Source organism: Streptomyces griseofuscus (genome assembly GCF_014673495.1).
Lineage (GTDB): Bacteria > Actinomycetota > Actinomycetes > Streptomycetales > Streptomycetaceae > Streptomyces > Streptomyces murinus.
In genome coordinates this window covers 4,374,888-4,387,122 of record NZ_CP051006.1, presented here as the reverse complement: position 1 = coordinate 4,387,122, position 12,235 = coordinate 4,374,888, and the positions used below count along the sequence as shown (strand labels likewise).

General features: G+C 69.8%; 13 protein-coding genes. 4 read left to right on the top strand and 9 right to left on the bottom strand.

The window, feature by feature from the left end:
• Positions 1-64 precede the first annotated feature (64 nt).
• Together HEP81_RS19485 and HEP81_RS19480 are read right to left on the bottom strand one after the other, a co-directional pair.
• Positions 65-484 (bottom strand): GlcG/HbpS family heme-binding protein, encoded by a 420-nt coding sequence (locus HEP81_RS19485; protein ID WP_037650474.1) that lies wholly within the window; start codon positions 482-484, stop codon positions 65-67.
• Between the two features lie 118 nt (positions 485-602).
• Positions 603-1,814, bottom strand: coding sequence for an MFS transporter (locus HEP81_RS19480; protein WP_037650471.1), 1,212 nt, complete (start codon positions 1,812-1,814; stop codon positions 603-605).
• Between the two features lie 144 nt (positions 1,815-1,958).
• Here HEP81_RS19480 and HEP81_RS19475 point away from each other — a divergent pair, with 144 nt between their 5' ends.
• Positions 1,959-2,417, top strand: coding sequence for a MarR family winged helix-turn-helix transcriptional regulator (locus HEP81_RS19475; RefSeq protein WP_037650468.1), 459 nt, complete (start codon positions 1,959-1,961; stop codon positions 2,415-2,417).
• A 9-nt stretch (positions 2,418-2,426) separates the two neighbouring features.
• A complete protein-coding gene (locus tag HEP81_RS19470) occupies positions 2,427-2,879 on the top strand; it encodes a GNAT family N-acetyltransferase (protein WP_037650465.1) in 453 nt (150 codons plus the stop codon).
• Between the two features lie 95 nt (positions 2,880-2,974).
• On the opposite strand, the gene HEP81_RS19465 is transcribed toward HEP81_RS19470, so the two are convergent.
• Positions 2,975-4,360 (bottom strand): serine hydrolase domain-containing protein, encoded by a 1,386-nt coding sequence (locus HEP81_RS19465; protein ID WP_037650462.1) that lies wholly within the window; start codon positions 4,358-4,360, stop codon positions 2,975-2,977.
• A gap of 595 nt (positions 4,361-4,955) precedes the next feature.
• Entirely contained in the window at positions 4,956-5,636 is a 681-nt protein-coding gene (locus tag HEP81_RS19460; protein ID WP_037650458.1) for a TetR/AcrR family transcriptional regulator, read from the bottom strand.
• Between the two features lie 71 nt (positions 5,637-5,707).
• On the opposite strand from HEP81_RS19460, the gene HEP81_RS19455 reads away from it, so the two are divergent.
• Positions 5,708-6,823 carry an FAD-dependent oxidoreductase gene (locus HEP81_RS19455; protein WP_037650456.1) on the top strand — a complete coding sequence of 372 codons (1,116 nt, stop codon included), beginning with the start codon at positions 5,708-5,710 and terminating at the stop codon, positions 6,821-6,823.
• 25 nt (positions 6,824-6,848) lie between these two features.
• On the opposite strand, the gene dnaB is transcribed toward HEP81_RS19455, so the two are convergent.
• Entirely contained in the window at positions 6,849-8,327 is a 1,479-nt protein-coding gene (dnaB, locus tag HEP81_RS19450) for a replicative DNA helicase (RefSeq protein ID WP_037650454.1), read from the bottom strand.
• Positions 8,328-8,809: 482 nt separating this feature from the next.
• Between dnaB and HEP81_RS19445 the strand changes: the two genes are divergently transcribed.
• The gene (locus HEP81_RS19445; protein ID WP_037650450.1) at positions 8,810-10,147 is read left to right on the top strand and encodes an MATE family efflux transporter; all 1,338 of its coding nucleotides are present in this window, start codon (positions 8,810-8,812) and stop codon (positions 10,145-10,147) included.
• A 133-nt stretch (positions 10,148-10,280) separates the two neighbouring features.
• On the opposite strand, the gene rplI is transcribed toward HEP81_RS19445, so the two are convergent.
• The 4 genes from rplI to rpsF all read right to left on the bottom strand — a co-directional run bounded on the left by rplI (position 10,281) and on the right by rpsF (position 11,984).
• The gene (rplI, locus tag HEP81_RS19440; RefSeq protein WP_037650447.1) at positions 10,281-10,727 is read right to left on the bottom strand and encodes a 50S ribosomal protein L9; all 447 of its coding nucleotides are present in this window, start codon (positions 10,725-10,727) and stop codon (positions 10,281-10,283) included.
• Positions 10,728-10,745: 18 nt separating this feature from the next.
• Entirely contained in the window at positions 10,746-10,982 is a 237-nt protein-coding gene (rpsR, locus tag HEP81_RS19435; protein ID WP_003949403.1) for a 30S ribosomal protein S18, read from the bottom strand.
• 41 nt (positions 10,983-11,023) lie between these two features.
• Positions 11,024-11,620, bottom strand: coding sequence for a single-stranded DNA-binding protein (locus HEP81_RS19430; RefSeq protein ID WP_037650444.1), 597 nt, complete (start codon positions 11,618-11,620; stop codon positions 11,024-11,026).
• Positions 11,621-11,693: 73 nt separating this feature from the next.
• Positions 11,694-11,984, bottom strand: a complete 291-nt coding sequence (rpsF, locus tag HEP81_RS19425; RefSeq protein ID WP_037650441.1) for a 30S ribosomal protein S6 — start codon at positions 11,982-11,984, stop codon at positions 11,694-11,696.
• Positions 11,985-12,235: the final 251 nt, after the last annotated feature.

Genomic DNA, 12,235 nt, shown 5'->3' with positions numbered 1-12,235 from the left:
TACGACGCCGACAGGCCCCGCCGCTCGAAGCGACGGGGCCTGTGTCCGTTGCGGACCGGGTCGATCAGGCGAGGGCCTGTACGGCAGCGGTGGCGAAGCCGTGGTCCTGCTCCGGAGCGCCGCCGCCGACGCCGACCGCGCCGATCAGCCGGCCCTCGCGGTGGACGGGGGCGCCGCCCGCGATGAACAGCAGCGGCCGGTCGAGGGCCGTGGGCAGCGTGTGGAAGAGACCGCCCGGCTGTACGGCGTCGACCAGGTCGGCGGTGGGGGCGTTCAGCTGGAGCGCGGTGTAGGCCTTGCGGGTGCTGGTCTCGCCGGAGATCAGCACCGCCCGGTCGTCCCGGCGGAAGGCGAGCAGATGGCCGCCGGCGTCCAGGACGGTGACGCTGACGGTGACTCCCGCCTCCTCGGCCGCCCGGCGGGCCGTGGCGACGAGCAGTTCGGCGTCCTCGGTGGTGAGCGGGGCGACGGCGGTGGTGCTCATGGAAGGTTCTCCTCGGTGTTGCGGTGGGGGATGGTGCTTGTGGGGACTTGCCGGGTGGGGCGCGCCGCGGTTCGGTGCGGGTGACCGTGGACCGCGCATGGCCGCAGACCGCGGTGGCTCAGTGGTGGACGGCGGCGGGCCGGTCGGCGGGCGCGGCGAAGGCGGCCGCGGTGGCGCCGTGCGGGGTCTCGCGGCGCTCCAGGGCGGCCGAGAGGACGGCAAGAACCAGGGCGGCCGCGGCGAGCGCGGCACCGACCCAGTTGGGGGCCGTGTAGCCGAGGCCGGCCGAAATCACCAGTCCGCCGAGCCAGGCGGAGAGGGCGTTGCCCAGGTTGAAGGCGCCGATGTTCACGGCCGAGGCGAGCGTCGGCGCGCCATGGGCGTGGTCGAGAACACGCTTCTGCAACGGCGGGACGGTGGCGAAGCCGAGGGCACCGATCAGGGCGATGGTCACGGCGGCCGCGATCTTGTTGTGGGCGGTCAGCGTGAACAGGGCGAGGACGACGGCCAGGGCGCCGAGCGAGATGTAGAGCATCGGCATCAGGGCGCGGTCGGCGAACCTGCCGCCGACGAGGTTGCCACCGACCATGCCGAGGCCGAACAGGACCAGCAGCCAGGTGACCGAGCCGTCTGCGAAGCCCGCGACGTGGGTCATCATCGGCGCGATGTAGGTGACGGCCGCGAAGACGCCGCCGAAGCCGAGGACGGTCATCGCCATGGCCAGCAGGACCTGGGCGTTCTTGAAGGCGGCCAGCTCGTGGCGCAGGTGCACGCCCTCGGGCCGGGGCAGCTCGGGCACCAGCTTGGCGATGCCGGCGAGACCGATGACACCGAGTCCGGCGACGACCGCGAAGGTGACACGCCAGCCGACGTGCTGGCCGATCAGCGTGCCCAGTGGGACGCCGATGACATTGGCGACCGTCAGACCGGTGAACATCATGGCGATGGCGCCGGCCTTCTTCTGGGGCGCGACCAGCTCTGCCGCGACGACCGAACCGATGCCGAAGAAGGCACCGTGGGCGAGTGAGGCGATCACTCGTCCGATCACCATGATCGCGAAGGCGGGGGCGAGGGCGGACAGCAGGTTCCCGGCGATGAAGAGACCCATCAGCAGCATCAGCATCCGCTTGCGCGGGATCCTGGTGCCGAGCACGGTCATCAGCGGGGCGCCGATGACCACGCCGAGTGCGTAGCCGGTCACGAGCAGGCCGGCCGTGGGGATGGAGACGCCGAAGTCGCCCGCGACCTCGGGCAGCAAGCCCATGATCACGAACTCGGTGGTGCCGATTCCGAAGGCCCCGATCGCGAGGGCCAGAAGCGCGAGAGGCATGTGGGGGTACACCTTCCCAGACGATTGCATGAGCGCTTTGCGGGTTTCGACAATACTTGCAGACGCGGCTTAATTGCAAGAGCTGGCTATTGCGGGCAGTGGTCTACCCTGGGGACAACCACTCCGAGACGGAGGAGAACGCCCATGACAGCGACGGACCCCGCCCTCACCGCCCTCGCCCAGGGCTGGTGCGCCCTCTCTGCGCTGCACGGCCGGATCGAGGCGCATATCGAGCGCGCCCTCCAGGCCGGGCACGACCTCAGCGTGCGCGAGTACTCACTGCTCGATGTGCTGAGCCGACAGCACGACGGTGAGGGCGGGCATCTCCAGATGAAGCAGGTCGCCGAGGCCGTCGTACTCAGCCAGAGCGCCACCACACGCCTGGTGACCCGTCTGGAGGACCGCGGTCTGCTGGAGCGCTATCTGTGCCCGACGGACCGGCGCGGCATCTACACCAACGTCACCGAGGCGGGCCTGCGGCTTCTCGAAGAGGCGCGCCCCACCAATGACGGCGCCCTGCGCGAGGCCCTGGACGGGGCTTCCAAGAATCCCGAACTGGCGCCGCTGGTACGGGTGGTGGAGTCGCTGAACGTCCCTGCATAGAGTGCGGGTATGGGAGATCTTGAGATACGGGCCGCGGCCGAGGACGACCTTCCGGCGATCGTCGCGATGCTCGCCGACGATCCACTGGGCGCACAGCGGGAGTCTCCCGATGATCTGACGCCGTACCGGGCGGCGCTGGAGCGGCTGGCGGCGGACCCGAACCAGCACCTCGTCGTCGCCGTGCGCGACGGCCGGGTGATCGGCACCCTCCAGCTCACGATCATTCCCGGGCTGTCCCACCGGGGCGCGACCCGTGCGCTGATCGAGGCCGTTCGCATCCACGCGGACGAGCGGGGCAGTGGGCTGGGCACCGAACTGATCCAGTGGGCCGTCGACACGGCCCGACGGCTCGACTGCGTGATGGTGCAGCTGACGTCCGACAAGAAGCGTCCGGACGCCCACCGCTTCTATGAGCGGCTCGGGTTCACCGCGTCGCACGAGGGCTTCAAGCTGCGCCTCTGACCCTCCCCGCTCCGATGACGGGGAGCAGAGTACGACAAAGGGGTGCCTCGTCTGTTTCACGTGAAACAGAGGAGGCAACCCCGCTTGTCTCCCGCCTACTTGATGCCCCGCCAGCCCTGCGGGTCCACGCCGCCCGGCACCGGGGCCTCGGGGTCGTACGGCTGCCGGGTGAACACGAACGAGCCGAGGTCGAGGTGGCTCAGGGACCCGTCCGGCCGCCGTACGGGCCGCAGCAGCTCCCCGGCGTAGTAGTCCTCCAGACCCGTCCAGGTGCCGTCGCCGTTCGGCCGGAAGCGGGATCCGCGACCGCCGCCGGTCAGCGGGCCGAGCGAGATGTGGCCGTCGGCAGTCACCCGCAGGCCGAAGGCACCGGTCCCCCAGTACCACTGCCCGGCCAACTCCAGCACCGCCGGGTCGACCTCACGCAGCGGGCGCCAGGGCTCGGGGATGCGGGGCTCCGCCTCGGCGACGATCCGTACGAGGTCATCGCCGACCGCGCCCAAGGACGGTCCGCTGGTGCAGTTGGCGAGCACCACCGCGGCCACGTCGTCCTCCAGGCTGATGGTGAGGTTCGCCAGGAAGCCGGGCAGCGAGCCGGAGTGGCCGAACAGCAGGTGTCCGCCGCGGGCGTGGAGCTGCATGCCGAGGCCGTAGGTGACCCCGTCCACCACATCGGGGGCCTCGGCCGGCGCCGCCGGGGTCCGCATCTCACGCACCGACTCCGCGCCGAGCACCCGCTCGTCACCGCGCGCCAGGAACACCGCGAACTTCGCCAGGTCCCCCGTGGTCGACCACAGCTGGCCGGCGGAGGCCATCCGGCCGAGGTCCTCCATCGGCTCCGGCAGCAGGGCGTCGGCCCACGGATGCACCGCCCAGCCGCCCGCGTACGGGGCTTCCGGCTGGGGGGTGGTGCGGTGCAGACCGAGCGGTTCGAGGATCTCCCGGCGCAGCACCTCCTCCCAGGGGGCGCCGCGCAGTTCCTCCACCAGCGCGCCGAGCAGCGTGTAGCCGGTGTTGGAGTAGTGGTGCAGGCGGCCCGCGGGGTGCAGCAGGGGCTGTTCGCCGAGTACGTCGGCGAGTTCGGGCCGCAGGGAGCCGGGCGTCCGCTCCCACCAGGGCCCGGGCGACTCGGCCGCCACCCCGGAGGTATGCGCGAGCAGTTCGGCAATCGTGGCCTCCCTCACGCCGGTGCCCGGCAGATGCTTGTCCAGCGGATCGCTGAGGTCGAGCACGCCCTCGTCGCGCAGCCGCATCACCAGTACGGCCGTGAAGGTCTTGGTGATCGAGCCGATCCGGTACTGCACGTTCTCGTCCGGCGCGTGCCCGTCCACCGAGCTCCGCGCACCGTGCCACACGGCCTGCCCACCGCGCACCACGGCGGCGACCAATGACGGCGCCCGCCCCTCGCTCTGCGCGACGGCGATCCTGTGCAGCAACGCGCGCTGGGTCCCCGGGAGCAGCGCATCCTGTGAAGTCGTCATTCCCCCAGTCCACCTGCTGGAATGCCGTGCGTCGAATCCATTTCCGACCCTCTGGACGCGTCCGGGAGCAACCGGGGATGCTGGCCGCGATGAGGCCCAAGCGCTCCGATTCAGGATCGTGTCCACCGTGATGACGGTGCCGTAGCCGAGCGGCCGGTCGTACTGGGCCACGGCTTCGGGCCGGAGTTCATGGACGACGTGGACCGCGTGGGCCCCGGGCGCGCGCTCGGCGTAGCGGCGAGCGGCCTCGGCCGGTGGGCACCGGCAATGGACCTCGACCACCGTCGCGGCCAAGGACTCCAGGCGAAGGCGGGTGTCGGGGTGGCGCGGCGGGAAGTTGGCCTCCAGGACGGCCTCCGGACAGCCCCCGGCCAGGGCCCAGATCAACCGCATGGCCGCGGCGCCCAGTCGGCGCGAGGACGCCAGATCCACCGGTGCGTCCAGCGCGTCGTGCAGGGTCTCCTTGATGTGGTCCTTGGAAACGGAGTTCTGCCGACAGCGGTAGCGCCAGGGTGGTCTTGCCGGCTCCGGGCGCCCCGGTGACGAGAACGATGCGACGGGTCACCCGACCGATGATGCGGGGTTCGCCGTCACCTCACCGGGAAACGCGGGCTTCGATGCCGTCGAGCAGGAAATCGAGGCCCATCCGGAAGGTGTGGTCGGCGTCCAGGTGGGCGGCGTCGCGCACCACCGTGGCCAGCGCGGGGAATCGGCCGGTGGCGAAGGTCCGCTCCAGATAGGGCCCGAGTGCGGCCTGCCAGCGCCTCTCGTCCATCCCACTGGCCCGCTCGGCTCGCCGCGCGGCGATCTCCCGGCGCACCGCACCGATCACATACGCGTTCACCGCCGCGACCATCGGCATGACGTCGTCCAGGTCGACGCCGTCGAGCCGGGCCACCACGGCCTCGCCGTTGGCCAGCGCGTGCGGGCCGAGTTGCGGTCGGCCACCGAGCAGATCGGCGAGCCATTCGTGCTCATGGGCGGCCTGCCGGGTGGATTCGGCAAGAGAGCGCAGCACCTCCCGCCAGCCGTCTCCGACGGGCCGGATCTCGGCATAAGCCGCGTCGACCATCAGGTCGAGCAGCTCCTCCTTGCTCGCGATGTAGCTGTACAGCCGCATCGGCCCGACGCCCAGCGCGGTGGCGACCTTGCGCAGCGACACCGCCTCCAGGCCGTCCGCGTCGGCCAGCCGGATCGCCGTTCGCACGATGCGTTCTCGGTTCAGCGGGGCCGGCACCGGTCGATCCGGCGGCTCCGGCCTCTCCCACACCAACATGCCGCCAACGATACTGCGCATTGATCGATACACTGTATCGGCACGTACGGTGTATCGGAGGAGGGGCAACCATGACCATCGCCATCGTCGGAGCCGGGCTCGGCGGCCTGGCTCTCGCCCGTGTGCTGCACGTCAACGGAATGGATTCCGTCGTGTACGAACGTGAGTCCTCGCGCGGTGCGCGCGGTCAGGGCGGCATGCTCGACATCCACTCCGGCCAGCGGGCGCTGCGCGAGGCCGGTCTCCTCGACGGGTTCCACGCGATCGCCCGTGGCGAGGGCCAGGACATGCGTCTCCTCGAACCGGACGGCACCCTCCTGCTCCAGGAGGACACCCCCGACGACGCGCCGCTCGACCGTCCCGAGGTCGACCGCGCCGACCTGCGCGACCTACTGCTGGACTCCCTCCCCGAGGGCACGGTGCGCTGGGGTCACGAGTTCACCTCCGCGGGCGACGGCCGGCTGGACTTCGCCGACGGCGGCGGCGCGTCGTACGACCTGCTGGTCGGCGCGGACGGCGCGAACTCCCGGGTCCGGGCGCTGCTCACCGACGCCCGCCCGGCACATATCGGCCAGAACGTCGTCGAGGTCGGCATCCCCGACATCGACCGCACCCACCCCGACCTCGCGGCGATGGTCGGACGCGGCAACTACTGGGTGCTCGGCGACGGGATATCCCTGGCGGCGCAGCGCAACGGCGACGGCCGCGTGCGAATCGGCATCAGCTTCTACAACACCGCCGAGGACTGGTTCGCCACCAGCGGGATCCCGTTCGACGACCCCGCCGCCGCACGGGCGCGGCTGATCGACCTGCTCACCGGCTGGAATCCTCGGTTCACCGCGCTGATCGCGGCCTGCGACAACACGATCGTGCCGCGCTCGATCACCGCACTCCCGGTGGGTCTGACCTGGCCGTCGACGCCGGGCGTCACCCTGCTCGGCGATGCCGCGCACCTGATGCCGCCGGTGGGCGAGGGCGCCAACATGGCGTTGCTCGACGGCGCCCTGCTCGGACTCGCGCTGGCCGCGCACCCGGACGACTTCCCCACCGCCGTCGCGGAATACGAACACGAGATGTTCGAGCGCACCGGCGCCGCCGCCCGGATGTCCGCGAAGATGAAGGACATGCTGACGTCCCCGGGCGCCGCCCGGAAGATGCTCGCGTTCTTCCAGCCCGACGGCGCCTGAAACCCCGCGAGTTCCCTCGCGTCGATCAGGTCTGCGCCATGTCCACGAAGCGCGAGTAGTGGCCCTGGAAGGCGACCGTGATGGTGGCCGTGGGGCCGTTACGGTGCTTGGCGACGATCAGGTCGGCCTCGCCGGCGCGGGGGGACTCCTTCTCGTACGCGTCCTCGCGGTGCAGCAGGATGACCATGTCGGCGTCCTGCTCGATCGAGCCGGACTCACGCAGGTCGGACACCATCGGCTTCTTGTCGGTGCGCTGTTCGGGGCCACGGTTCAGCTGGGACAGCGCGATGACCGGGATCTCCAGTTCCTTGGCGAGGAGCTTGAGGTTACGGGACATGTCCGAGACCTCCTGCTGGCGACTCTCGGCGCGCTTGGAGCCGCCGGACTGCATCAGCTGGAGGTAGTCGATGACGACGAGTTTCAGATCGTTGCGCTGCTTGAGGCGGCGGCACTTGGCCCGGATCTCCATCATCGACAGGTTCGGGGAGTCGTCGATGTAGAGCGGGGCGGCCGAGACATCCGGCATCCGGCGGGCGAGCCGGGTCCAGTCCTCGTCGGTCATCGTGCCGGAGCGCATGTGGTGCAGGGCGACGCGGGCCTCGGCGGACAGCAGACGCATCGCGATCTCATTGCGGCCCATTTCGAGCGAGAAGATGACGCTCGGCAGGTTGTTCTTGATCGACGCGGCCCGCGCGAAGTCCAGCGCGAGCGTCGACTTGCCCATGGCGGGACGGGCCGCGATGACGATCATCTGACCGGGGTGCAGTCCGTTGGTGAGCGAGTCGAAGTCCGTGAACCCGGTGGGCACACCGGTCATCTCGCCGCTGCGTGAGCCGATCGCCTCGATCTCGTCGAGGGCGCCCTCCATGATGTCGCCCAGCGGCAGATAGTCCTCGCTCGTGCGCTGCTCGGTGACGGCGTAGATCTCGGCCTGGGCGCTGTTGACGATCTCGTCCACATCGCCGTCGGCCGCGTATCCCATCTGCGTGATCCGGGTGCCGGCCTCGACCAGGCGGCGCAGTACGGCCCGCTCGTGGACGATCTCCGCGTAGTACTCGGCGTTGGCCGCCGTCGGCACGGTCTGGACCAGGCTGTGCAGATACGCGGCGCCGCCGACCTTGTTGATCTCGCCGCGCTTGGTGAGTTCCGCGGCGATGGTGATCGGGTCGGCAGGCTCGCCCTTGGCATAGATGTCAAGGATCGCCTGGTAGATCGTCTCGTGCGCGGGCTTGTAGAAGTCGTGACCCTTGAGGATCTCCACGACGTCGGCGATGGCGTCCTTGGACAGCAGCATGCCGCCGAGCACCGACTGCTCGGCGTCGAGATCCTGCGGGGGCACCCGCTCGAAGGAGGAACCGCCGCCGTCCCAACCGGCGTTGTCCCGGCCCCGGTCGTGCTGCTCGTCACGGCCCCGGCCACCCTCGGGTCGCCGACGGGAGGCCGGCAGACGATCATTGGGTCCGCTGTCGGCCCACGGATCGTCCAAGGGCTCGGAAATGCTCACCGAGCCACCTCCTCCCGTCACACGGCGGACCTCGCCGTGTCCTCTTTTGTACGGCACGACACTGACAAATCGAGAGGCCCAACTCCGCTCAGGGCGCGTCGGTTTTGTGCCGTTTACCGAGCCTCGGAGGCATCGCCTGCCGGGGCCCGGAGAAGGAGCGGGCGCCGGACAACGGTAGGCCCGTCGGCACCGTCAGCCAATCTGGTTATCCACAGGCCATGTGGACGACGGCCCCGATGCTGTGGAGAACTCGCCGAAACCTGTGCACGACCCGGTGGACAGCCCTGTGAACAAGCCCTCGATCCTTTTCAGTCCACGCCCCTGACCTGCAACTTCGGCATCCACCGGCTGTGCAGAAGAAAAACTTTCCCGGTCGGACCAAGATCGGTTCGAACGGTGCGCGAGCGGACGGCGCTCAGGATCACAAGTAAGGGTCACACTGCAATTGCATCTCTTACCTGTGGACGATTACATTAGCGCCCATGACCCAGGCTCCCGAGATCCCCGAGGCCACCCGCCGGCGGCACGACCGAGAGATCGTCGCGCTGGCCGTCCCGGCCTTCGGCGCACTCGTCGCCGAGCCTCTCTTCGTCATGGCGGACAGCGCCATTGTCGGCCACCTCGGCACCGCCCAGCTCGCCGGTCTCGGCGTCGCCTCCGCCCTCCTGACCACCGCCGTGAGCGTGTTCGTCTTCCTCGCCTACGCCACCACGGCCGCCGTGGCCCGCCGGGTCGGCGCGGGCGATCGCCCGGGCGCCATCCGCCAGGGCATGGACGGCATCTGGCTGGCGCTGCTGCTCGGGATCGCGGTCATCGCCGTCGTCCTCCCCCTGGCACCCGCCATCGTGGACCTCTTCGGCGCCTCCACCACGGCGGCGCCCTACGCCACCGCCTATCTGCGCATTTCCTCCCTGGGCATCCCGGCCATGCTCATGGTGCTCGCCGCCACCGGAGTGCTCCGCGGTCTCCAGGACACCAGGACACCGCTCTATGTCGCCGTCGGCGGTTTCATCGCCAACGCGGCCCTCAATGTGGGCCTGGTCTATGGCGCCGGGCTGGGCATCGCCGGTTCGGCCTGGGGCACGGTCATCGCGCAGTGCGCCATGGCGACCATCTATCTGACCGTGGTCGTACGCGGCGCCCGTCGGCACGGGGCGTCCCTGCGCCCGGACGCGGCCGGGATCCGGGCCTCGGCACAGGCCGGTGTCCCGCTGCTGGTCCGCACCCTGTCACTACGCGCGATCCTCATGATCGCCACCGCCGTCGCGGCCCGCCTCGGTGACGCCGACATCGCCGCCCACCAGATCACTCTGTCCCTGTGGAGCCTGCTGGCCTTCGCGCTCGACGCCATCGCGATCGCGGGACAGGCCATCATCGGCCGCTACCTCGGAGCGGCCGACACCAAGGGCGCCCGCGCGGCCTGCCGACGGATGGTCCAGTGGGGCATCGCCACCGGTGTCGTACTCGGACTGCTGGTCGTCGCTGCCCGGCCGCTCTTCCTGCCGCTGTTCACCAGCGACCCGGTGGTCAAGGACGCCGCACTGCCCGCCCTGCTGATGGTGGCGTTGTCACAGCCCATCTGCGGGATCGTCTTCGTCCTGGACGGCGTCCTGATGGGCGCGGGCGACGGACCGTATCTGGCCGGGGCGATGCTCGTGACCCTGGCGGTGTTCGTCCCGGCGGCCCTGCTCGTCCCGGCGCTCGGCGGCGGTCTGACCGCGCTCTGGGCCGCGATGACGCTGATGATGACCGTCCGTATGGCCACCCTGTGGTGGCGCAGCCGCTCGGGCCGCTGGCTGGTGACGGGCGCGACCCGCTGACCGTTTCACGTGAAACATCCGCCGCGGCCCCGCTCCCGGGACGCGTCGGCGAGAGCCGCACCGGCAACGGAAGAGGGGCCGTACCCGCGATGGGTACGGCCCCTCTTCTCAGCTGCTCAGACCGAGCGCTGGGTCACGCGGAGACGACCTCGATGGCGACCTTGGCGGCCACCTCGGGGTGCAGACGCACGGACGTCTCGTGGGAGCCCAGGGTCTTGATCGGGGCGCCCAGCTCGATGCGGCGCTTGTCGACCTCGGGACCACCGGAAGCCTTGATCGCGGACGCGACGTCGGCCGGGGTGACGGAACCGAAGAGACGACCGGCGTCGCCGGAGCGAACGGCCAGACGGACCTTCACGCCCTCGAGCTGGGCCTTGACCTGGTTGGCCTGCTCGATGGTCTGGATCTCGTGGATCTTGCGCGCACGACGGATCTGCGCGACGTCCTTCTCGCCACCCTTGGTCCAGCGGATAGCGAACTTCCGCGGGATCAGGTAGTTGCGAGCGTAGCCGTCCTTGACGTCGACAACATCGCCGGCGGCACCGAGGCCGGAGACCTCGTGGGTGAGGATGATCTTCATGAGTCGGTCACCCTTCCCTTATCGCGCGGTGGACGTGTAGGGCAGCAGCGCCATCTCACGGCTGTTCTTCACGGCCGTGGCGACGTCACGCTGGTGCTGCGTGCAGTTGCCGGTCACGCGGCGGGCACGGATCTTGCCACGGTCGGAAATGAACTTCCGCAGCATGTTCGTGTCCTTGTAGTCCACGTACGTGACCTTGTCCTTGCAGAAAGCGCAGACCTTCTTCTTAGGCTTGCGCACAGGCGGCTTCGCCATGGTGTTTCTCCTGTGTGATCAAGAAGTGTGGGATACGAGCCCTAGAAAGGAGGCTCGTCCGAGTAGCCGCCGCCCTGGTTGCCACCGGAGCCACCGCCCCAGCCGCCACCACCCTGGCTGCCACCGGCGGGAGCGCCGGTGGCCCACGGGTCGTCGGCCGGAGCGCCGCCACCCTGCTGGCCGCCACCGGAGCCACCGCCCCAGCCGCCGCCGGCCTGGCCGCCACCCTGCTGGCCGCCGCCGTAACCGCCCTGGCCACCGCGACCGCCACCACCGGAGGTCTTGGTGACCTTGGCCGTGGCGTTGCGCAGGCTGGGGCCGACCTCGTCGACGTCCAGCTCGTAGACCGTGCGCTTGACGCCCTCACGGTCCTCGTAGGACCGCTGCTTCAGCCGGCCCTGCACGAGCACGCGCATGCCTCGCTGGAGCGACTCGGCGACGTTCTCCGCCGCCTGGCGCCAGACCGAGCAGGTCAGGAACAGGCTCTCGCCGTCCTTCCACTCATTGGTCTGACGGTCGAAGGTGCGGGGGGTGGACGCGATACGGAACTTCGCGACCGCCGCACCGGACGGGGTGAAGCGCAGCTCGGGGTCGTCGACAAGATTGCCGATGACCGTGATGACGGTCTCGCCTGCCATGGGGGAACCTCTCGGCGGGTTTGCTGCTGGCTGCTTGCTGCTACTCGAATCCCGGGATCAACTGAGCCGAGGCTCAGTGCATCTCGGGACGGAGGACCTTGGTCCGGAGGACCGACTCGTTCAGGTTCATCTGGCGGTCGAGCTCCTTGACGACCGCAGGCTCGGCCTGCAGGTCGATGACCGAGTAGATGCCCTCGGGCTTCTTCTTGATCTCGTAGGCGAGACGACGACGGCCCCAGGTGTCGACCTTCTCCACCTTGCCGCCGCCATCACGGACGACGGACATGAAGTTCTCGATCAGCGGGGAGACAGCACGCTCCTCGAGATCGGGGTCGAGGATGACCATCACCTCGTAGTGACGCATGTGGAACCCACCTCCTTTGGACTCAGCGGCCACGGTCGTTCCGTGGCAGGAGGGTCTAATGCGTTCGCAACGGTATCGGCCGGCACTGACAATCAGGGGTTTCCACTGACGATCAGGGCTCCGCGAGGATTCCCCGCCGCGGATCCGGGCAGACACCGGTGCAGACGGTACAGACTACCCGCACACCCGCTTCCGGTTGAAATCCGGCCGTGAGGGCCGACAATCTGTACACGTCGGGTGTGTACGGCGCT

Bases quoted from the DNA above. Each gene is read 5' to 3' on its own strand.
- rpsR (WP_003949403.1), bottom strand. From the start codon at position 10,982: ATGGCGAAGCCGCCTGTGCGCAAGCCTAAGAAGAAGGTCTGCGCTTTC.
- HEP81_RS19480 (WP_037650471.1), bottom strand. From the start codon at position 1,814: ATGCCTCTCGCGCTTCTGGCCCTCGCGATCGGGGCCTTCGGAATCGGC.
- HEP81_RS19455 (WP_037650456.1), top strand. From the start codon at position 5,708: ATGACCATCGCCATCGTCGGAGCCGGGCTCGGCGGCCTGGCTCTCGCC.
- HEP81_RS19465 (WP_037650462.1), bottom strand. From the start codon at position 4,360: ATGACGACTTCACAGGATGCGCTGCTCCCGGGGACCCAGCGCGCGTTG.
- rpsF (WP_037650441.1), bottom strand. From the start codon at position 11,984: ATGCGTCACTACGAGGTGATGGTCATCCTCGACCCCGATCTCGAGGAG.
- HEP81_RS19475 (WP_037650468.1), top strand. From the start codon at position 1,959: ATGACAGCGACGGACCCCGCCCTCACCGCCCTCGCCCAGGGCTGGTGC.
- HEP81_RS19445 (WP_037650450.1), top strand. From the start codon at position 8,810: ATGACCCAGGCTCCCGAGATCCCCGAGGCCACCCGCCGGCGGCACGAC.
- HEP81_RS19460 (WP_037650458.1), bottom strand. From the start codon at position 5,636: ATGTTGGTGTGGGAGAGGCCGGAGCCGCCGGATCGACCGGTGCCGGCC.
- HEP81_RS19470 (WP_037650465.1), top strand. From the start codon at position 2,427: ATGGGAGATCTTGAGATACGGGCCGCGGCCGAGGACGACCTTCCGGCG.
- HEP81_RS19430 (WP_037650444.1), bottom strand. From the start codon at position 11,620: ATGGCAGGCGAGACCGTCATCACGGTCATCGGCAATCTTGTCGACGAC.
- rplI (WP_037650447.1), bottom strand. From the start codon at position 10,727: ATGAAGATCATCCTCACCCACGAGGTCTCCGGCCTCGGTGCCGCCGGC.
- HEP81_RS19485 (WP_037650474.1), bottom strand. From the start codon at position 484: ATGAGCACCACCGCCGTCGCCCCGCTCACCACCGAGGACGCCGAACTG.